Annotated in this window: 19 protein-coding genes; 6 read left to right on the forward strand and 13 right to left on the reverse strand. The window is 59.3% G+C overall.

The features are described from left to right. Nucleotides 1-45 precede the first annotated feature (45 nt). Nucleotides 46-879: a MurR/RpiR family transcriptional regulator gene (locus AC5SEO_RS16015; protein WP_025595058.1), complete on the reverse strand. Its 834-nt coding sequence runs from the start codon at nt 877-879 to the stop codon at nt 46-48. A gap of 295 nt (nt 880-1,174) precedes the next feature. Between AC5SEO_RS16015 and AC5SEO_RS16020 the strand changes: the two genes are divergently transcribed. Next, a complete protein-coding gene (locus tag AC5SEO_RS16020) occupies nt 1,175-1,912 on the forward strand; it encodes a sulfate transporter family protein (protein WP_003516176.1) in 738 nt (245 codons plus the stop codon). Here AC5SEO_RS16020 and nth read toward each other — a convergent pair. Next, nucleotides 1,874-2,656, reverse strand: coding sequence for an endonuclease III (gene nth / locus AC5SEO_RS16025; RefSeq protein ID WP_112682908.1), 783 nt, complete (start codon nt 2,654-2,656; stop codon nt 1,874-1,876). The two genes, AC5SEO_RS16020 and nth, sit on opposite strands and share 39 nt — an antisense overlap. Nucleotides 2,657-2,693: 37 nt before the next feature. Here nth and AC5SEO_RS16030 point away from each other — a divergent pair, with 37 nt between their 5' ends. After that, nucleotides 2,694-3,173 carry a DUF2244 domain-containing protein gene (locus AC5SEO_RS16030; protein ID WP_003516181.1) on the forward strand — a complete coding sequence of 160 codons (480 nt, stop codon included), beginning with the start codon at nt 2,694-2,696 and terminating at the stop codon, nt 3,171-3,173. A gap of 131 nt (nt 3,174-3,304) precedes the next feature. Continuing rightward, nucleotides 3,305-4,177 (forward strand): methylated-DNA--[protein]-cysteine S-methyltransferase, encoded by an 873-nt coding sequence (locus AC5SEO_RS16035; protein ID WP_003516183.1) that lies wholly within the window; start codon nt 3,305-3,307, stop codon nt 4,175-4,177. A 66-nt stretch (nt 4,178-4,243) separates the two neighbouring features. Here the strand turns inward: AC5SEO_RS16035 and AC5SEO_RS16040 are convergent, their stop codons facing one another. Beyond that, nucleotides 4,244-5,230 carry a sugar-binding transcriptional regulator gene (locus AC5SEO_RS16040; RefSeq protein ID WP_003516185.1) on the reverse strand — a complete coding sequence of 329 codons (987 nt, stop codon included), beginning with the start codon at nt 5,228-5,230 and terminating at the stop codon, nt 4,244-4,246. 206 nt (nt 5,231-5,436) lie between these two features. On the opposite strand from AC5SEO_RS16040, the gene tal reads away from it, so the two are divergent. Beyond that, nucleotides 5,437-6,402 carry a transaldolase gene (gene tal, locus AC5SEO_RS16045; protein ID WP_013762313.1) on the forward strand — a complete coding sequence of 322 codons (966 nt, stop codon included), beginning with the start codon at nt 5,437-5,439 and terminating at the stop codon, nt 6,400-6,402. A gap of 105 nt (nt 6,403-6,507) precedes the next feature. Here tal and AC5SEO_RS16050 read toward each other — a convergent pair whose 3' ends face one another. Then, nucleotides 6,508-7,281, reverse strand: a complete 774-nt coding sequence (locus AC5SEO_RS16050; RefSeq protein ID WP_111799903.1) for an IclR family transcriptional regulator — start codon at nt 7,279-7,281, stop codon at nt 6,508-6,510. 216 nt (nt 7,282-7,497) lie between these two features. Between AC5SEO_RS16050 and AC5SEO_RS16055 the strand changes: the two genes are divergently transcribed. Beyond that, the gene (locus AC5SEO_RS16055) at nt 7,498-8,229 is read left to right on the forward strand and encodes an SDR family oxidoreductase (protein ID WP_013762314.1); all 732 of its coding nucleotides are present in this window, start codon (nt 7,498-7,500) and stop codon (nt 8,227-8,229) included. 58 nt (nt 8,230-8,287) lie between these two features. On the opposite strand, the gene AC5SEO_RS16060 is transcribed toward AC5SEO_RS16055, so the two are convergent. The 5 genes from AC5SEO_RS16060 to AC5SEO_RS16080 all read right to left on the reverse strand — a co-directional run bounded on the left by AC5SEO_RS16060 (nt 8,288) and on the right by AC5SEO_RS16080 (nt 12,058). Continuing rightward, a complete protein-coding gene (locus tag AC5SEO_RS16060) occupies nt 8,288-8,461 on the reverse strand; it encodes a DUF1328 domain-containing protein (protein ID WP_003516193.1) in 174 nt (57 codons plus the stop codon). Between the two features lie 109 nt (nt 8,462-8,570). After that, the gene (locus tag AC5SEO_RS16065; RefSeq protein ID WP_065688481.1) at nt 8,571-9,425 is read right to left on the reverse strand and encodes a metal ABC transporter permease; all 855 of its coding nucleotides are present in this window, start codon (nt 9,423-9,425) and stop codon (nt 8,571-8,573) included. Then, nucleotides 9,422-10,282, reverse strand: coding sequence for a metal ABC transporter permease (locus AC5SEO_RS16070; protein WP_003516197.1), 861 nt, complete (start codon nt 10,280-10,282; stop codon nt 9,422-9,424). Before AC5SEO_RS16070 ends, AC5SEO_RS16065 begins: the two co-directional genes overlap by 4 nt. Beyond that, nucleotides 10,263-11,171: a manganese/iron ABC transporter ATP-binding protein gene (locus AC5SEO_RS16075; RefSeq protein ID WP_162694205.1), complete on the reverse strand. Its 909-nt coding sequence runs from the start codon at nt 11,169-11,171 to the stop codon at nt 10,263-10,265. The genes AC5SEO_RS16070 and AC5SEO_RS16075 overlap by 20 nt, the downstream gene beginning before the upstream one ends. After that, on the reverse strand, nt 11,168-12,058 hold the full coding sequence (locus AC5SEO_RS16080) for a metal ABC transporter substrate-binding protein (RefSeq protein ID WP_013762318.1): 891 nt from the start codon (nt 12,056-12,058) through the stop codon (nt 11,168-11,170). The genes AC5SEO_RS16075 and AC5SEO_RS16080 overlap by 4 nt, the downstream gene beginning before the upstream one ends. A 314-nt stretch (nt 12,059-12,372) precedes the next feature. Here AC5SEO_RS16080 and AC5SEO_RS16085 point away from each other — a divergent pair, with 314 nt between their 5' ends. Further along, nucleotides 12,373-13,251 (forward strand): hypothetical protein, encoded by an 879-nt coding sequence (locus tag AC5SEO_RS16085; RefSeq protein ID WP_174006355.1) that lies wholly within the window; start codon nt 12,373-12,375, stop codon nt 13,249-13,251. Nucleotides 13,252-13,280: 29 nt separating this feature from the next. On the opposite strand, the gene AC5SEO_RS16090 is transcribed toward AC5SEO_RS16085, so the two are convergent. From AC5SEO_RS16090 to AC5SEO_RS16105, 4 genes are all read right to left on the reverse strand, one after another. Next, complete coding sequence (locus tag AC5SEO_RS16090; protein ID WP_414896265.1) at nt 13,281-14,981, reverse strand: patatin-like phospholipase family protein; 1,701 nt, start codon at nt 14,979-14,981, stop codon at nt 13,281-13,283. Between the two features lie 495 nt (nt 14,982-15,476). Next, complete coding sequence (gene lysS / locus AC5SEO_RS16095; RefSeq protein WP_013762320.1) at nt 15,477-16,976, reverse strand: lysine--tRNA ligase; 1,500 nt, start codon at nt 16,974-16,976, stop codon at nt 15,477-15,479. 203 nt (nt 16,977-17,179) lie between these two features. Further along, nucleotides 17,180-18,637, reverse strand: a complete 1,458-nt coding sequence (gene gltX / locus AC5SEO_RS16100; RefSeq protein ID WP_035200649.1) for a glutamate--tRNA ligase — start codon at nt 18,635-18,637, stop codon at nt 17,180-17,182. 212 nt (nt 18,638-18,849) lie between these two features. Continuing rightward, the gene (locus AC5SEO_RS16105) at nt 18,850-20,622 is read right to left on the reverse strand and encodes an SLC13 family permease (RefSeq protein ID WP_174069095.1); all 1,773 of its coding nucleotides are present in this window, start codon (nt 20,620-20,622) and stop codon (nt 18,850-18,852) included. Between the last annotated feature and the right edge of the window lie 125 nt (nt 20,623-20,747).

Raw genomic sequence — 20,747 nt, forward strand, 5'->3', positions numbered from 1 at the left:
TAAGGTCGTGGCGGACGGGCGCGATCCGTTTCCTCCCGCCGAGGGTCAGATGCCAAGCGAGCGTTTCAGGCCGGTTAGGTTTTTCATGCGTGCCGTGCGCTGCTCGTCGGCTCCGGCAATCAGGCTGCAGAGGGTGAATTCCATCAGCGCAACGAGCTGCAGCAGGCCTTGTCCGCCGGTCTGGGTGTGCGGCATGGCAAGACAGATATCGGCGCTTTCCGGTCCCCATTCATAGAACCGGGTGGTGATCAACAGGGTTCTGTAGCCGCTCTTTCGCGCCGTCGCAGAAAGGCTCTGCAAGGGCGTGATGCTGCCGCCGCAATCCATGAGGATGAGAAGCGCTTCTGCGGGATCGAAGTCCCAAAGGGCGATATAGGCGGCGCTGTCGCTGCCGAGGAAGTGCACGCGTCTGCGATACTCCAGCAACCGCCCGTGAAAGTGCCTTCCGGTGCCAAGGCCTTCCGGTGACGTTGCCAGAAAAACATCTGCCGCCGAAGCGATCTCGCTCATGGCGACGCGCCATATCGGCTGGTCCGTCATTTCGAAAGCAGCCTGAATGGCCTGGATCTGTTGGGAAAGGAGTTGCGAAAACGGATTGGACTTCTGATCGCCGCTTTCAACAATAGCGGGCTGGTCCACGCCCGCGGTCTCTTCGGCGTGGCGCAGATCGATGCGAATATCGCTGAATTGCCGGTATCCGAGCGAGCGCAGAAAACGGCCAACCGTCATCGGACTGAGACTGAGCTTGGCAGCCAGTGTCTGCGCCGTCTCAAACGGCAATTCGTCCAGATGCTCGATCAGATATTTGGCGATCTTGCGCTCTGAAGGCGTACCGGCCTTCATGGCACGGGTCAGATTCAACAGTAGCTGTTCCACCAACGCCTCATTCTTTTATATTTATGAACGATGATGCATCCGCGCGCCCGGGCGAGCGTGCGAACCGCGACTTGTCGGTGGGGGCGAGCTTTTCCGGCCTTGTCCTCCACCGGACCGGAATGCGAATTCTAATAGATAGATTATTATATTTTAGAGACGTCTTTTATTCAAGGGAAATTCCATCAGCGGTTTAATTCCCAGCAGCGACGTCTTCATTCCTGTCTTGCGGAGCGGATGGGCGGCGCCTATCTCTCCTGAACGCCAGTTTAAAACGCGAGAGGCGTCACAGGAGTTCCGAATGATTTTTAATGCGGCGAGGCTTGCCTTCAGCAATCTTTTTGCCACCGAGACCCGGTCGGTGTTCTGGAAGGTTCTGGGGCTGACGCTTCTGGTGCTGGCAGCGCTGTGGTTCGCCATCCGCTCTGTCTTCATCTATTTCGCCTTGCCGTGGGTGGATACGCTGATCCCCAGCGTGCCTGACTGGGCGGGATGGCTGACTTTCGTTTTCGCCATTTTCGCCGGAATCGGGCTGGCTTTGGCGTTGGCCTTGCTGATCTCGCCGGTCACTGCCGTTATTGCCGGATTGTTTCTCGACGATGTCGCCGAAGTCGTGGAGAAAAAGACCTATCCCGATGATCCGCCGGGCAAGGCGATGCCCATCGGTGAGGCCGTGGTGTCATCGATCAAGTTCTTTGGCGTCGTCATTGCCGGCAACCTGATTGCGCTTTTGTTGCTGCTGGTGCCGGGTGTCAACCTCATCGCCTTTTTTCTGGTGAACGGTTATCTGCTGGGCCGGGAGTTCTTCGAATTTGCGGCCATGCGTTTCCGTTCCCCCGCTGACGCGCGGCTGTTCCGGCTGAAACACCGCACAACCGTGTTCATGGCCGGGCTGGTGATTGCAGCGTTCCTTGCAATCCCCTTCCTCAACCTTCTGACGCCGCTTTTTGCGGCTTCGATGATGGTGCATCTGCACAAAGCCGTCAGCCGGCGCGATCCGTCATTCGCCGCTGGCCGCACCGAACAATTGCGCGGGTAGTTCCACCAGCGGAGCTGGAATATCGAAGGTCTTTTCCGGTGACTTGCAGATATCGGCAATCACGCAGCGCTCGCATTCCGGTTTGCGCGCCTTGCAGCAATAACGCCCGTGCAGGATCAGCCAGTGATGGGCATGGAACAGATATTCTTCGGGAATAATGCGGACGAGCCGGTCTTCCACTTCATCCGGGGTTTTCCCCGGCGCAAGACAGAGCCGGTTGGCAATACGAAAAACATGGGTGTCCACGGCGAGTGTGGGCACACCGAAGGCCATCGACATCACCACATTGGCCGTCTTGCGGCCCACGCCGGGCAGGGTCACCAGCTCCTCGCGCGTCCTCGGTACCTCACCGCCGAAATTGTCGATCAGCATCTGTGACAAAGCGATAACGTTCTTGGCCTTGTTGCGGTAAAGCCCGATGGTCTTGATATGGCCGATCAGCTCCTCCTCGCCAAGTGCCAGCATTTTTTCCGGCGTATCGGCCACCTTGAACAGCGCCCGCGTCGCCCGGTTTACGCCCACATCGGTCGCCTGCGCCGAAAGCGCCACAGCCACCAGCAGGGTAAAGGGGTTGGTATGTTCCAGCTCGCCTTTCGGCTCCGGCCGCTGAATGGAGAAACGGCGGAAGATCTCGTTCAACTCGTCCTTCGAATAGATCGTCTTCACACGCGCCGATCTGCGGGCGGATGTCGCATTTGACTTTTTCAATGTTTGGGTGCTGGATCGTTTTTTGGCGACTGTCATGACCTATCTATAGCCAGCCCGCCCTGAGGAAATCAACGTGGATACGCTCAACGATCAGCCGATTTTTGCGGCGGAACTCGTTCCGCACCGTTCGCTCGGAAGAAGAGGTTTCCGGCTGCTTCTCGCCTTGTCCGGGCTTGCCTGCCTCCTCCATGGCGGCTTTTTCCTCACCACTGGCGCATGGCCCGTCGGCCTGTTCCTCGGGTTGGATTTTCTCCTGCTTTATGTCGCCTTCCGCGCCAACTACCGGGCAGCGAAGGCGCGGGAAGAGGTGAGCGTCTCGCGCACCAGCCTGTCTATCCGCAAATTCTCCCCGACTGGCCGCGTCGTCGAGCATCGTTTCAACCCCTTCTGGGCCCGCTTCAGGGTTCAGCGGCACGAGGAAATCGGCATCGTCTCCATGCATGTAACGGGTGAAGGCAAGGCAACGGATATCGGCTCGTTTCTCAATCCGGATGACCGGGAAAGCTTCGCCAAGGCTTTCGGCGGTGCGTTGGCGACGGTGCGGCGGATGTGAGCGGATAATTCCGCTTAAAACCCGTCAATCGGCTCGAGGCCGGTATCTCGGCAGAAACTGAGTACGGCGCAAGAAACGGGTGGAGACCGACGCGCTTTGATGGTTTTCTGTGAGGCGTTAGGAGACATGCGATGAACGCCAATATCATGCTGAATGAAGACATCACCCCCATCGGTTCGGATTACGATACGGTGCGCGGGGTTATCGAGCTTTTGACGCTGGATTATCGCGACCAGCCCTCCCTTGAAGCCATTGCCGCAAGGCTCGGCCAGTCGCCGACGCAATTGCAGAAGACCTTCACCCGCTGGGCCGGTCTTTCCCCCAAGGCGTTTTTGCAGGCCGTAACGCTCGATCATGCCAAAAGGCTGTTGCGCGAAGAGGATCTGCCGCTGCTGGAAACCTCGATCGAGGTCGGCATGTCTGGGCCCGGCCGCCTGCACGATCTGTTCGTCACCCACGAGGCCATGTCTCCAGGCGAATGGAAGGCCAAGGGCGGTGGGTTGACGATCCGGTACGGTTTCCATGTTTCACCCTTCGGTCTTGCATTGGTCATGGTGACCGATCGCGGCCTTGCCGGCTGCGCTTTCGCCGATCCCGGCGAGGAAAGAGCTTGTTTCGAGGACATGGCCGGTCGCTGGCCGAATGCGGATTATGTCGAGGATCGTGAAGCCACCGCGCCCTATGCCGCACGTATTTTCGAACCGACGCTGTGGTCGGCGGACCGGCCATTGCGGGTCGTGCTGCTCGGCACGGATTTTCAGGTGCGGGTATGGGAAAGCCTTCTGAAAATTCCCATGGGCCGCGCCGTTACCTATTCGCACATCGCCTGCGATATCGGCCAGCCAACTGCCTCCCGTGCGGTCGGTGCAGCTGTTGGCGCGAACCCGGTCTCCTTCGTCGTTCCTTGCCATCGCGCTGTGGGAAAAAGCGGGGCGCTCACGGGTTATCACTGGGGCCTTACCCGCAAACGGGCGATGTTGGGATGGGAAACAGGGAAGGTGTGAGGCAGCTCTCCCTCATCCCTGTGACAAGCGCAGAAATGAGGAACAGCCTGGGTCGCCTGTCGAGGCCTAAACCAGTTCCATCAATGCTCTTGCCGCCGCCTCGTCTGTAATCAGCGTATTGCATCCGATGCGCTTGATGGTGGCGCGGATGGCGATGGCGCGGTGGGCGCCGCCGGAGGCGAGCACGATGTGTTTGGCCTTGCGCAGCGTGTCTAGATCGATCGCCATGGCGCGCTCGTTGATCGGGTGATCGACGGAGCGGCCTTCCGCGTCGATGAAGTTGAACATGGTGTCGCAGACGCAGCCGGCATCGATGAGTTCCTGAAGCGTTTCCTTCGAAATGAAACCTTCCGAAAGCGAAGTGGAATGCGGGCCGATATCGCCGCAGGATACGATGGCGAGGTCGAGCGTTTCGGCCAGATCATAAAGCGTGGCAAGTCCGCATTTCTCAATCAGCGCCCGTTTGGTCTCGACGGAGTCCACCAGCAGCGGTGCAAGGAACATGTAACATTCCGCCCCAAGCGCGCTTGCCAGCCGCCAGGTGTAATCAAGCGGGTTTGTCTGGTGCACGGCGACGATACCGCCGAGCAGCGAGACGACCTTGCAGTTTTCCCGGCGCGGCGGGCGAAAGCTGGATAGCGAGGCGGTCATGGTGCGGCCCCAGCCGACGCCGATGGTGGCGTCGTTCGGCACCGCTTCGGAAAGGAATTGCCCGAGCGCCAGGCCAACGGCCTTGGCCGTGCCTTCGGCATTCGCCTTGCCGGGGGATGGGCCGGGGGAGGGAATGATCACCGCCTCATCCAGCCCATAAGCTGCCTCCAGCCTGCCGGCCAGTTCGACGAAATCCTCGATGCCCTCGTTGATCCAGATCTGCACTTCGGAGCGTTTCATCGCCTCGTCCAGTAGGCGTATGACGGTGGAGCGGCTGATGCCGAGCTTCTCGGCGACATCTTTCTGCGTCAAACCCTGATTATAGTAGAGCCATGCGGCACGCAGCCTCAGCGAAGCCGCTTCCGAATAGGCCGTATGGGTTTCTCTTCTCAGTTTCGCCACGGTTTTTGTCACTCTCTTTATGGAGCGGAGTATCGCAGGCATGAAACTTATGTCAATTGCGATGCGCAAATGTCTTGACTTTCGACCTTGCCGCTTGCGATAGTCGGAGCCGGACAAAACCGTGATTTCGGCCTTGGGCGCACCATGGTGCGGGAACGAAAAGACGGCTGTGCAAGTTTACAAGAGATCATGAAGGATCATTCGCCATGACGTCCAAACTCGAACAACTTCGCGCTATCACCACGGTGGTTGCCGATACCGGCGACATCGAGGCGGTTGCGCGCCTGAAGCCGGTGGATTGCACCACCAACCCCACCATCGTTCTGAAGGCGCTCGGCACCCCCGCTTTTGCGGATGCGGTGAAGGAAGCCGTTGCCTGGGGCAAGAAACAGGGCGGCCAGTCTGATGCTGTCGTTGCGGCCGTTGCCGACCGTCTTGCCATTTCCGTTGGTGCGGCCCTTGCAGGTCTGGTTCCCGGCCGCGTATCGACGGAAGTCGATGCCGACCTGTCCTTCGACACACAGGCCTCCATCACCAAGGCACGCCACATCATCGCCTCCTACAAGGAGCGCGGTATCGAGCGTGAACGCATCCTCATCAAGCTGGCTTCCACATGGGAAGGCATCAAGGCTGCGGAAGTCCTGCAGTCCGAGGGCATCGATTGCAACCTGACTCTGCTGTTCTCGCAGGCACAGGCCATCGCTTGCGCGGAAGCGAAAGCTTTCCTCATCTCGCCCTTCGTCGGCCGCATCCTCGACTGGTACAAGAAGTCGACCGGCGAGACCTACACTGCCGAGACCGATCCGGGCGTCGTTTCGGTGCGCAGCATCTACAATTATTACAAGGCCAATGGCATCGGCACCGTCGTCATGGGCGCATCGTTCCGTAATGTCGGCGAGATCGAAGCGCTTGCCGGTTGCGACCGCCTGACGATCAGCCCGGCGCTGCTGGAAGAGCTGGACAAGGACACCGGCACGCTGGAGCGCAAGCTTTCGCCCGACAACGTGAAGGCCGAGCCGCTGCAGTCGCTCGATGAAAAGGCGTTCCGCTGGGCAATGAACGAAGACGCGATGGCAACCGAGAAGCTCTCGGAAGGCATCCGTCTGTTCGCCAAGGATCTGGTAACGCTGCGCGAAATGGTCCGCAAGGAACTGACGCTGGCTGCCGCCTGATAACAAAAAGGGGAACCATCCCGATCCCCTTTGCGTTTAAGATACAGAAATCTCCAGTCACTTTAAACGCGATCGGTCCCTGCCGGTCGCGTTTTTTTGTGCTTCTCAGATGGTTCCCTGACCCGTCGCCACTTCGGAAATGCGCCTTGCCGCATCGCGGATCAGTACCTCGCAGGCCTCGCGCGTCGGGGCCTTGCCGCCAAGCGGGGTGATATAGGGGCAGGTGATGACGGCAAGTGCGGTACCATCAAGTGTAAGCACCGGGGCGGAAATATTGCGCACGCCTGCGGTCTGCATGCTGTCCATGGATTCGAAGCCATTCCTGCGAATTTCCGCCAGCCGCTCCTCAAGGTCTGAAGGCTCGGTTTCCCCGCCACCGCGCACCTGCTCTGTGATCATTATCTTGCGCTGTACCTCGTTCTGGAAGGCCAGCAGCACATGGCCGGAACCGGTCTGGAAGAGGCTCATCTGCGCGCCCACCCGCATGGACATCGCCCAATAGGTGGAGGACTCCTGTTGGGCGATGACGACAACACTGCCGCGGTCGTAAACTGCCAGATGACAGGCCTGCTCGGCGCTTGCGGAAAAATCGCGCATCACCGGGGCTGCGAAAGAGACCAGCCGGCGCACCGGCGCGTGAAAATGTGCGAGCCCGAACATTTTCAGCGTCAGCGAAAACCGGTCACCCTCCAGCCGCTGTACGTAACCACGGCGCACCAGCCGGTCCAGCATGCGGTAAAGCTCGTTCGGGGTTTTGCCTATGGCCTTGGCAATCTCGATTTGCGTCAGCCCGCCATCCGTGCGGGCGAGAAGCTCCAGAATGTCCAGACCCTTGTCGAGGGCGGGGGCGCGATATCTTTCGCTGTCGTCTTCGGTCATCTTGCCTCGGTGACGTTTTGCAGGATTGCCTGGCGGGAAATGCACTTTTTAAATACCGTTGCCGCACGCTGCCCTTTTGCGCAAGCCTGCTTGACGTTACATGAATACCGCGTTTACATATGAATTGTCGATCCATATTTGAGATCAATGAAATTCACTGGCGAAATTCAGCGGCTCGGCCCCAGCGGGCGGGTGCGCCGTAGCGGGAGGCTATTCATGGTGCAGGATTTTAACGGGCGGACAGTGGTGATCACCGCAGCCGGCCAGGGTATCGGCCGTGCGACGGCGGAGCGATTCATATCGCTCGGCGCGCGCGTCATCGCCACTGATATCAACGAGCAGGCGCTCTCGACCCTGAAAGGTGCGGAAACGCGGGTTCTGAACGTGCTGGATGGCGATGGTGTGAAGGCTTTTGCTGCCGATATCGGCCATGCGGATGTTCTGTTCAACTGCGCCGGTTTCGTTCATTCCGGCACCATTCTCGATTGCGAGGAAAAGGACTGGGATTTCTCCTTCGATCTCAATGCCAAGGCCATGTACCGCACGTGCCGCGCCTTCCTGCCAGGCATGCTGGAAAAGGGTAAGGGCGCAATCGTCAACATGTCCTCCGTCGCATCCAGCGTGAAGGGCGTGCCGAACCGTTTCGCCTACACCGCCTCCAAGGCGGCGGTTGTCGGTCTGACCAAGGCAATTGCTGCTGATTTCGTCACCAAGGGTATTCGCTGCAACGCCATTTGCCCAGGCACAGTGGATAGCCCGTCCTTGCACGACCGCCTGCGCGCCACCGGCAATTACGAACAGGCCCTGGCCGACTTCATTGCCCGCCAGCCTATGGGCCGCATTGCCACGCCGGAAGAAATCGCCGCACTCGTCACCTATCTCGCTTCGGACGAGGCAGGTTTCACCACTGGCCAGATCCATGTGATCGACGGTGGCTGGACAGGCTGATAATTCTATACGGGAGAGAGGAGAAGGCGACCGGCCCAAAAGCCGGTCGCCTTTTTTATTACGCCACCACGCTTCCAGCGATCAGTGCAAGCACGAGGAAGACCAGGAAGATCACGACGGCGATGAAGAACAGGATACGGGCAATGCCCGACGCCGCTGCCGAAATGCCGGTAAAGCCGAATACGCCCGCGATCAACGAAATAACAAAGAAAATAAGAGCCCATTTCAGCATGGAGCTTCCCCTTTCGCTTAATTTTCATGAGTTTGCCGCTTGAGGGCAAGCTCATGAAAATGACGCGCAAAAGGGGAAAATGTTCCACGCGCCCGCAAAAATCGTTCTTTTACACCACCGTTTCATTGGCGGCGTCGATCCGGCGGGCCTTGAGGCTGGTGCGAATGAATGTCGCGACGAATGCCAGGCTCATGAACAGTACAATGGTCGGGGCTGGCGCGCTGTCGATCAGGAAGCTTAGCCATATTCCTGCAAGCGAAGAGAGAACCGCAACCGAGATGGCGACCAGGAGCATTGCGGAAAAGCGCCGCGCCAGCAGGAAGGCGATGGCGCCGGGGGTGACCAGCATTGCGACGGAGAGGATGATACCCACAGCCTTCAGCGCGCCGACCACGGCAAGCGACAAAACCATCAGCAGACCGTAATGCAGGATGCGAACGGGCAGGCCGATTGCCTTGGCATGCTGCGGATCGAAGGCATTGACCAGCAGGTCTTTGCGCAGCACCCCGAGAAACAGGGTGGCAAAAAGCGCGATCAGCCCGGTCTCCAGCATGTCTGAAGGCGCAATGCCCAGCATGTCGCCGAAGAGGATGTGATCCAGATGCATGTCGCTCTGCACCTTCACGTAAAGCACCAGCCCCAGCCCGAACATGCCGGAAAAGACGATGCCGAGCACAGTGTCTTCCTTGATGCGGCTGTTTTCCTTGATGAAACCGGTTCCGAGAGCGCAGATCATACCGGCGGTGAAGGCGCCGATGGAAAGGGGAATTCCGACAATGTAGGCAATCACCACGCCGGGCAGCACGGCGTGCGAAACCGCGTCCCCCATCAGCGACCAGCCCTTCAGCACCAGAAAACACGAGAGCATGGCCATCGGCACGGCAATCATCAGGGTGATGATGAAGGCATATTGCATGAAGGGCAGCTGAAACGGCAGGATGGCGAGTTCGAGATATTCGCTCATTGCGCTTCTCCCAGTGCCTTGCGGGCTTTGGCGCGCGACGCGAGCAGCCCGTGTTTGGGTGCAAACACGAAAGCGGAAAGGAAGATCGCTGTTTGCAACACGACGATAACGCCGCCGGTGGCGCCGTCGAGGAAGTAGCTGAGATAAGCGCCGACGAAGCTGGTGGTCGCGCCGATCACAAGGCTCATCAGGATCAACCGCTCGAAACGGTCGGTCAGAAGATAGGCGGTCGCGCCTGGGGTCACCACCATGGCAACGACAAGGAAGGCGCCGACGGTTTGAAGGGCTGCAACCGTGGAGGCGGCAAGCAGGGTGAAGAAGATCACTTTCAGCACTTCCGGTTTCAGCCCCACTGTGCGCGCATGGTTCTCATCGAAGAACACCACCATGAAGTCGCGCCATTTCAGCGCCAGTACGATGAGGCTGATGCCGCCGATCAGGGCAAGCTGGATCGTGTCTTCGGTGGTAATTGCCAGAATATTGCCAAGCACGATGGTCTGGATATTGATCGAGGTGGGCGACAGCGACACCATGAACAGCCCCAGCCCGAAGAACGAGGTGAAGATCAGGCCGATGATTGCGTCTTCCTTGAGCCGGGTTTTCTGATTGAGGAACAGCATCGAGCCAGCCGCAAGCCCGCCGGAAAGAAAGGCGCCGAGCGAAAAGGGCAGCCCCAGCATATAAGCGCCCGCAACGCCGGGAACGATGGCGTGCGAGAGCGCGTCGCCGATCAGCGACCAGCCCTTTAGCATAAGATAAGCGGAAAGAAAGCCGCAGACGCCGCCCACAAGTGCGCTGACCCAGATGGCGTTCAGCATGTAGCCATAGGTGAAAGGCTCAAGAAGGCTGTTTATCATCGGCTTTTTCCTTCGGAGCCTGCGGATCGTGTCCGTTCTGGCCGTTCTTTCCGTAGATCACGAAAGGCCGCTCATCGTCGGTAATCACCTTCACCCGGCGCGGATCGGCATCATCATGCAGTTCGGCCCCGCCGAGAACGAAGTGGCGCAAGCTGCCGCCAAAGGCTTTTTGCAGGTTCTCTTCGTTAAAGGTGTCCGCTGTTTTGCCCGACGCGAGAACGGTGCCCTTGACGAAGACGGCGCGATCGCAGAATTCCGGTACGCTACCGAGATTATGGGTGGAAACCAGCATGACGCGGCCCTCCTCACGCAGTGCCTTCAACAGCGCGACGATCTGTTCTTCCGTCGTCACGTCGACGCCGGTGAAGGGTTCATCCAGCAGGATAACCTGACCTTCCTGCGCCAGCGCGCGGGCCAGAAACACCCGCTTCTTCTGTCCGCCGGAAAGCTCGCCGATCTGCCGCTTGCGATAATCAAGCATATTGACGCGCGTCAGCGCTCTCTCGACCATCTCGTGATCGTGTTTCGACGGAATACGGAAGAAGTTCATGTGGCCATAACGGCCCATCATCACCACATCCTCAACCAGTACGGGAAAACTCCAGTCCACCTCTTCAGCTTGCGGCACATAGGCGACGAGGTTTTTTCTGAGTGCATCCTTCACGGGTAGGTCGAAAATAGAGACGGAACCGGCGGCCAGCGGCACAAAACCCATGATTGCCTTGAAAATCGTGGACTTGCCGGCGCCGTTGACGCCGACAAGTGCAGTGATCGTACCGCGTGGAATGGAAAAGCTGGCATTTCTTAATGCGGTGTGGCCGTTGCGATAGGTCACTGTCGCATTTTGAACCGTCAGGCCGCCGCCGCTTTTTTTGCTGCCCATTCTCATGAAGACAGTCCTTTGGCGATGGTGCTGCTCGTCACGCGCAGCAGGTCGAGATAGGTCGGAACAGGGCCGTCGGCCTCGCTCAGCGAATCCACGTAGAGTATGCCGCCATAGGCCGCTCCGGTTTCCTTGGCCACCTGCCGGGCGGGATCGGCGGAAACCGTGCTTTCGCTGAAGATGACCTGAATATTATGTTCGCGCATGGCGTCGATCACGCCGCGCACCTGTTGCGGCGTACCCTGGCTGTCGGCATTGACCGGCCACAGGAACAGTTCCTTCAGCCCGAAATCCCGGGCGAGATAGGAGAACGCCCCTTCGCTCGTTACCAACCATCGCTTGTTCTCAGGAAGCGCGGAAAGCTCATCGCGGATGGGCTGCACGGTGGCACGGATCTTGTCGGAATAGGCCTTGGCATTGGCGGCGTAAATCTCGGCGTGGGCGGGATCTATTCCAGCGAGTCCCTTGCGGATATTTTCCACATAGATCAAGGCGTTATCGGGTGACATCCAGGCGTGCGGGTTGGGTTTCCCCTGATACGCCCCGCCATTGATCGCCATCGGTTCGATGCCGTCGCTGACAGTCACATCAGGCACGCCTGAAAGATTGGCCAGAAACTTCTCAAACCACAATTCCAGATTGAGGCCGTTGCGCAGCACCAGATCGGCCTTGCGGGCCTTGAGAATGTCGCGAGGCGTCGGCTGGTAGTTGTGAATTTCAGCGCCTGGCTTGGTGATGCTCTCAACCTCTGCCGCATCGCCCGCCACATTGCGCGCCATATCGGCAATGATCGTGAAGGTGGTCACCACCTTCGGTTTTTCCTGCGCGACAGCCGCAGCAGGCAGGAAAAGCGAAAAAGCAAAAAGGGCATGGCGGATTTTATGAAGATTCACGTCTGTCACCGATTTTTGTTGCGATCAACTCGCAACACCATCCGTCATGGAAACACACTTGTCAACGCTATTGCAAATCATTCGCAATTTAGCGGATTTCAAAAATGTCTGAAAATGGTGCGCTTTTGCCCGCACGGCGCCGGGGGGATTAAACTTTTTTCAATGAGAAAGCGGCACTATCGCAAGGCTCGGACAACGAGGTCCCGAGCTTATCCCGCGTGTGTTCCTCATCCTTCGAGCCACGTTCCGGGGTGAGGGCGATAGGCGGGGTACTGAATGTCAGGATTTTGCGCGTGAAGGCTGTATTCGGACGAATGCGGTTTTCGCGCAAACTCGTTATGATCGGAGGCGGGATCCTGCTTTTGGCGGGTGCGACCGGTTCTGCTGCCGTGTTTATCGGCAGCGAGCGGCTGCTCGGGTCCACCTATGCCTCCGCCAACGGGCTTTCCTGCGACGCAGTCCAGACAGTCAACATCCGCAAGAACGGTTCCCTGTGGGTCCGCAAATTCATTCGTACTGACGGCGGCAACGGCACGGACCGGTTGAAAACGGCGCTGCGTGTCGCCAGGGCAGTTTACGACAAACAGAAGCCCGATCTGGTCCAGGTTTCCGTGCTGGATAAAAACGGCCCGCAATTGCGCTCGGAAATGCGCGGCCGCGCCATCGCGGCCCAGGTGGTCTTCATTGCCGACCCGGCGAAAATTCCCGAAGGCGCCGATGCCCAGCGTTATTCCGCCTTTTATTACGATGGTGCATCAAACGGCAGCGGCCAGTTTTACGGGCTGCGCATCGATCTGCCGCTGGAAGATGCCGAAGCAATGGCCGCAAGCCTGAGCGATGCCGCCGACTGCGCAACCCCCGCTTCGGACGCCGCACCCGAAGGGCACGGCGGAAAAGCCGCAAAAGGCGCGGGCGGACACGGCGAAACCAAGGGCGAAGGCGGCGGCGGCCACGACGCTGCGCCGGCGCAAACGCATGAGGGCGGACCCGGTGCGGAAGCCCACGGCGAACCCGTAGCCGACGAAGAACTTCTGACCTCGACCCCGGAAGCCGATGGCAGCAGCATCTTCAGCATCAGCTATCTGAAATCACTGATCTTCGGAAAAGGCACTACGACCGCGCAGGCGGCGGAAGAGAAGCTGGCCGAGAGCGCGCCTGCGGAAGAGCCGGCTGCGGGGAAGACGGGGCATTAGGAGCATGCCGTTTCCCCTAAGCGTTTTGGTCAGGTGTCCGGCCCGATACGCAAGCGGCCGGCCGGATTTGGAAATTTCTTGCGCTTGTTGACAATCTCCGGCGAGAAGCTTTGCGATAGAGCGGCAAAGGCGGCAATTCGAGCAATCAGTTTTTCCCGCTCAGCCTTCGTCACGTTTTTGTAGCTGTCGACCCTGTCGATGTAACCCGTCAGCCATTCTTCGTATTTGCCCTCGCTCCACAGGCGCTGCGTCGCAAACACCGTGTCTTCCAGCCGATCATAGGCAACAAGCGTTCGTCGCCAGCGATGCTCGTCAAAATCCAGCGCGCCATTTGCGAAGAGCGATCCGACCTCAAGGCCGTAACTCATGAGCTTCGCCGATCGCTCCGGTGGCATGGTAAGGTTTAGCCCGCCTTCCTCTTTGGAGAGAAAGACACGGGCAATGCGCTCTCTCTGGCCTGGCATGGTGGCAAGGGATTGATCTTGCCAGTCCTTCGCCGAACTGAGAATGCTGCCCAGGAAACCGCTCATCTTTTCCATCTTGTGAACGGGCACGCCTATCCCTTCGCCCGCCGCCTGCGGAATCGTGACGCGCTTGCTGCTGCTGGCGATGGATTTCGGCAGTTCATCGAGGCTGAGTGCGAAAGTGGGACGCGACGGAAGCAGGGCGTCGAAAAGGTGAATGGGAAAGTTGCTGCTGATCCCGCCATCGGAGAACCAGATTTTCGCCTTCATGACGGGCCGCGCTTCACCACTGATACGCTGCACAATATCCAGCGTGCCGCGATCATTGGTATAGGCCGGAATAGCCTTGAACAGCACCGGGAAACTCAGGCTCATGCGCGTGGCGATAATGACCGGTAACTGGGTAGGCTCCGGAAATGCCTTGAGTTCGGGAAACGGGCCGCCTGGTGTTGCGACCTGCTTCAGCCAGTTCATCACGGCAGCCGGAAACAGTTGGCTCCATTCCTTCGGGTCGTAAGCCACCATGAGATTCGTGGTCGGAAGCGTGTGCGGCCGCCGCATCGACAGGTTCGTCGTAACCATCTTCAGGTTTATACTTTTTTTCGGGTCGTCGCTGGCGAGGTGGCCAAAGGTCAGCGGCGGCGCTGTCGCGGCTTCGTTACCAAAAGCGATGTCCTGGATCGACGAATGAAGCCATTCCGTCAGGCCCGGACCATCCGCATCTGAAACCGTTAGTCCCGAACAGAAACCGAACCCCTCCTGCGGTAACCGATAGAAAACCAGCCACAGGATTTGACTAAGGATTCCAATCAACAGCCCCACCAGCCCGCCGAGAATTGACCCGGCGTAGCCTCCGCCTGTGGCCCACAACAGGCTGGCGCCGATGGCTATGCCGGCTATCGAGGCCAGCGGGAAAGCCATGGGGAGCCCCAGGATCTTGCCTGGCCAACCGCCGGCCTGCGCCCACAGCAGGTAACGCATCAGCGGGCGAAAACGGCGTTCCGGCTGGAAAAGCTTGCCCAGAATATTGGGTATCGTATCGCAATGGGCCTGCAAGCGGACGAAGCCATCCGGATCGTCCCTCACGGTACGGGAATATTCAGCCGCAGCCGCAAAGGCGGCGGCAATCGCACCGGCTGACGTGCCGCCTATCGAGCGGAAGCGGTATCGGCGCGCCAGTTCCAAAACGGCATAGGGATAAACGACGCCGGAGGTGATGCCGCCCTTCATCACCACGTCGCATTCCTTTTCCGGTGTTGCGAACATATCGGGCCGGTACTTGGGAAGCTCATTCTCGGGCATGCGTATCTCCCCGACAGCCCCGTTAGCGGAAAGCCGTCAAACACAATTCGAAATGATGGGGAATGGGTATCACAAGTTGAGGCGGTATCGCCAGTATATTCTACTAAGGGTTAAGTGAATCTATGCGATCCGCAGGCCGGGGAACCGGATAACTACTTCGGTGCGTCTTCGTCTCAAGTGGAAAACCGGCAAGGGGATTAAGTGCAATCACGCCACACACTCTGACGTCATCCACGGGCTTGTCCCGAGGATCTGCAACGGACTAACCTTATTGGACGTGATTAGATCCTCGACACAGGGCCGAGGATGACGTTGAGAAATACGCACCCTTCGCTGCCACCAACTTCAATGTCATGCCCAGTGTCCCATCGTTTAAACTGGATAGAAGTTGGACAAGGTGGAGCATGGCGAAAAATCGGCCGCCGAAGCGGCCGTGGGGCCGCCTCGGGTTTCGTCCGATCAGTCCGCCTTGTTGCGGCGGGCCGGGAAGAGGATGACGTCGCGGATCGAGGGGGCGTTGGTCAGGAGCATGATCAGGCGATCGACACCGATGCCGAGGCCGCCGGCGGGTGGCATGCCCTGATCGATGGCGTCGAGGAATTCGTCATCCAGCTGCTTGTCCTTTTCACCGCGGGCATGGGCCTGCTCAAGCTGCTCCACCATGCGGCGGCGCTGCTCTTCGGGATCGTTGAGTTCGGAGAAGGCATTGCCCACTTCCCAGGCGTTGCAATAGCTCTCAAAACGCTCCACGAGGCGCGGTTCGCCCGGCACTTCCTTGGCGAAGGGCGAGATATCCTTCGGGAAATGCGTGACGTGGCTCGGCTGGATAAGCGTACCTTCGACCTTCTCTTCGAAGATGAAGGCAAGGCATTCGCCCCAGGTCCAGTCCTTCTCGACGGCGAAACCGGCAGCCTTGGCGGCGGCGCGGGCTTCCTCGTCAGTCTTGATCGCAAGGAAGTCGATGCCGGTCGCTTCCTTCACCGCATCAGGCATGGGCACGCGCTTGAACGGTCCCTTGAAGGAAATTGTCTGGCCCTGGAATTCCACCTCGGTCGTGCCGTGCAGGGCAATCGCCAGCGTCTCGAACAGACGCTCTACGAGACCCATGATGTCTTCGTAGTCGGCATAGGCCCAATAGCACTCCATCATGGTGAATTCAGGATTGTGCCTTGTGGAAACGCCTTCGTTGCGGAAGTTGCGGTTGATTTCAAAGACCTTGTCGGAAAGGCCTGATACCAGCGTGCGCTTCAGGAACAGTTCCGGCGCGATGCGCAGATACATGTCCATCTTCAGCGTATTGTGGAAGGTCTTGAACGGATCAGCCGTCGCACCGCCATAAACTGTCTGCAGCATCGGCGTTTCCACTTCGAGGAAGCCTTCGGCCTCCATGAAGCGACGGATGCCGGACAGGATCTTGGAGCGCTGCAGGAAGCGCAGCTTGGAGTCCTCGTTCGCCAGAATATCGAGATGGCGCTTGCGGTAACGCAGCTCGATATCGGAGACACCGTGCCATTTTTCCGGCATCGGCAGCAGCGACTTGGTGAGCATGGTGATTTCTTCGGCGTTGATCGTCAGCTCGCCGCGCTTGGTGCGGCGCACCTTGCCGGTTACGCCGATGATGTCGCCAATGTCGATCATAGGCAGCAGATTGCGCGCCGTTTCCGGCGTCGTGTCTTTGTGAGAGAAGATCTGCACCTTGCCCGAGGCGTCATGGATATCCATGAACATGCCGGAATTGCGCGACGAATAAACGCGGCCCGCCACCGTTACCGTGTCGCCGGTTTCCGTGTCCGGTTCGATATCGGCATATTTTTCCGCCAGCTCCGCATTGGTCAGCGTGCGATGGAAATGCGCCGGATAGACATCGCCGATCTGCTCGCGCAGCAGCGCAAGTTTCTGGCGGCGCACTTCGGTGGCGTCGGAGGAAAGGGCGGTGGTTTCGGTTGTCTTGTCGTTCATTGTTCAATCCTGTTGCGGCGTTGCCGCGGCGACAATTGCCTCCCGTATCCCTCATTCCTGTGCTTGTCACAGGAATCCAGTGCGCCCAAGTCCTTGGCGCGGGAGACCTCAATTCATTCTTTCACGGCGCCGACGCGCCGTGGCTGGATTCCTGTGACAAGCGCAGGAATGAGGGGTGGATTTAAAACCCGCCCCGGCAGGCATCAAGCACCGCTGCCAACCATCGTGGCCACAACGGCAATAGCGACCTTCAGGCGCTGGCGCACCACGGAGCGGCCGAGCAGCGCCATCGAGTCAAACAGCGGCAGCGAGCGCGAGGAACCGGAGACGGCGACGAAGAGCGGCGGCGTGACGACGCGCAGTTTCTTGCCCGTGCGTTCGGCAATGTCGCGCAGCTCGGCCTCGATGGCCTCAACGTTCCAATCAGGCATTTTTTCCAGATCGGTGGCAACCGTGGTGAGGATTTCGTGGATTTCCTCGGGCTTGCTTTTGAGACCGGCAAAGGAGGCGGGCGTCAGGCCAACGTCGCTCGAAAGCAGGAAGCCGGCAAGGTTTGGCAATTCGCCGAGCTTGGAAATGCGGCTCTGGGCAAGCTTCAGGCCTTCGGTCAGGCGGGAATTTTCCATCGCCCATTCCAGCGTGCGAGCAATGAAGTCCTCAGGCGTGAGCTTTTCGCGCAGCCAGCGGCCGTTCAGCCAGTCCAGCTTCTGGATATCGAAGATGGCGCCGGCCTTGGAAAGTGCTTCCGGATCGAACTTCGCGGCCAGCTCTTCCATGGTCAGCAGCTCTTCGCCTTCGGCGATCTGGATGAAGAACAGGCCGAGGAAGTTCATCAGCGCTTCCGGCAGGTAGCCGAGCGCGGAATAATAGGAGATCGACGTCGGGTTCTTGCGCTTGGAAAGCTTCGACTTGTCGGCGTTGCGCATCAGCGAAAGATGCATGAACGTCGGCTGGTCCCAGCCGAAATAACGGTAAAGCAGGATGTGCTTGGGCACTGAAGCCAGCCACTCTTCGCCGCGCGCCACATGGGTGATCTTCATCAGATGGTCGTCGATGACGTTTGCCATGTGATAGGTCGGCATGCCGTCGGCCTTGATCAGCACCTGCATGTCAACCGAATCCCAGGGGATCGAGACATCGCCGTAAACGCCGTCATGGAAATCGCACGAACCTTCGGTCGGGATTTTCATGCGCACGACGTTGGCTTCGCCGGCGGCGACGCGGGTGGTCACTTCTTCAGCCTTCAGGTGGAGGCAGAGACCGTCATATTTTGGCGGCTTGCCAGCGGCGCGCTGCGCTTCGCGCATCTGCTCAAGCCGCTCGGGCGTGCAGAAACAGCGGAAGGCATGGCCTTTTTCCAGCAATTCTTCGGCATAGGGCCAGTACATCAGCTTGCGCTCGGACTGGCGGTAGGGACCGTAGGGGCCACCGACGTCAGGGCCTTCCGACCAGGTGAGGCCGGTCCAGCGCAGCGCCTCCAGAACCTTCTGCTCATATTCCAGCGTCGAGCGGGTGGCGTCGGTATCCTCGATGCGCAGGATGAACTCGCCGCCGTGTTTCTTGGCGAAGAGATAGTTGAACAGCGCGATGTAAGCGGTGCCGACATGCGGCTCGCCGGTGGGGGAAGGTGCGATGCGGACGCGAACGCCGGAAGTGGTCATGAAATTCACTCGTCGTGACGGGGTGGTGACATCGGGGCGGCTTCACCCTTCTATCACGAAGTTTTCGTTTGAATGCGGCGGGAAAGGGTGCGGAAAGGCGTGTTGAACGCACTTTTGCATATTTCCGTTCGGCATCGGCTTAGGCCATATTATGCCGCAGGCGTCAAGGAAATATGGCGCTTGCGCTGTCTTCGCCCGGACGTAAACCGCCCCTAATTCACCGGCCAGACATAAAGCAGCATCGGAATGCTGGCAATGACGATCATGATCGACAGCGGCAGTCCAAGGCGCGGATAATCGCTGAACCGATAACCGCCCGGACCCATGACCAACGTGTTGCACTGGTGGCCGATGGGCGTGAGGAAATCGCAGCCGGCGCCGATCGCCACCGCCATCAGAAAGGCCTCCGGCCGAAAGCCGAGCGTGGTGGCGAAACCGGCGGCGATGGGTGCCATGACCAACACGGTTGCAGCATTGTTGAGGAAGGGCGTTACCGCCATGGCGGTCAACAGGATCATGCCGAGTGCTGCGAAGGGCGGCAGTCCTTGTGCGGCATGGCCGAGCCAGGCGGCGATCAGCTCGCTGGCGCCGCTGGTGCGCAGACTGTCGCTGACGGGAATGAGGGCGGCGAGCATGACGAGGATCGGCCCGTCGATCGATTTATAGACTTCGGTGAGCGGTATCGCGCCGACGACGATCATCAGGAAGGCGGCGGCGAAAAAGGCGACGGATACCGGCACCAGCCCGCTGCCGGCGGCAATCATTGCCGCGGCAAGCACGATGACGGGCAAAAGCGCGCGGCGCTGCACCCCAAGCAGGATTTCCCGCTGCGCCAGGGGCAGCAGCGAAAATTCCTGCAATACCTGTGGCAGGTTCTTGCGGCTGCCCTGCAGGAGAATGACGTCGCCCGCCTGCAATGTCAGGTCGGAGAGCCGCTGGCTTACGCGCTGGCCGCGACGGCTCACTGCAATCAGATTGACGCCGCGGGTGTAGGACAGCGCCAGTTCGCGCGCGGAAATCCCGTTGAGAACGGATTCGTTGCTGATAACCGCTTCCATGGAAATAAGGTCAGCGGTCTTCTGGCCGTTCTCGGTGAGCGGCTTGCCTGACAGCAGCAGCTTGGCCTGCGAGACGATGCGGTCGAGGCCCTCCGGGTTGCCTTCGAGAAGAATGGTGTCGCCCGGCTTCAGATTGACATCGGGGAAGGGGGAGATACGCCGGGGCCCGCGCAGGATCGTGCTGGCGATTACGTCGCCATCCGCCTGTTTCAACAGCTCCCGCAGCGGCTTGTCGGCGTAGGTGCTGTCGGCGGGAAGCGTCGCTTCGGCGGTATAGGCCGACTGGTCCAGAATATCCTCCATCGATGCCTGCTGGCGGTTGCGCACCGGCAGCAGGCGGTAACCGAAGGTCAGGAAGATGATGCCGATCACGGTCAGCCCGGCACCGACCGGGGTGAAATCGAACATCGAGAAGCTCTGCCCGGTCATTTCCTCACGCAGCCTGGAAACGACGATGTTGGGCGAGGTGCCGATCTGCGTCATAAGCCCGCCCAGAAGGGCGGCGAAGGCCATGGGCATCAGATAATAGGAAACAGGGCTGCCGGATTTGCGGGCGAACTGGAAAGCAACCGGCATCATGATGGCAAGCGCGCCGATGTTCTTGATGAAGGCCGACATGATGGCGACGACGATCATCAGAAAGGCCAGTTGCAGGGTTTTGGAGTGCATCTCCGGGAAATATTTCTTGATCGTCATATCGACGACCCCTGAACGCGCCACGGCCGAACTGACGATCAGCGCGCTGGCGACGATGATGACGATATCGTCCGAGAAACCGGAGAACGCTTTGTCGAAAGGCACGACCCCAACCGCCACCGCCACCAGCAACGCGCTGCACGCGACCACATCATAGCGGAACCTGTCCCATATGAACGCGACCATCATGCCGGCGATCACGGTAAAGGCGAGGATCTGGTCGGTCGTCATGCTTGCTTATGCTTTCGAAGGAGAGACGGCGGGACGGACTCTTCCGGTAGGGATGTCGAAGAACGCGAGGCGGGGCATGCGGTTCCGACTGGCCGGCGCGTTCCACACGTTCGCGTCATACCGGC

This window comes from Agrobacterium sp. K11 (assembly GCF_059429395.1).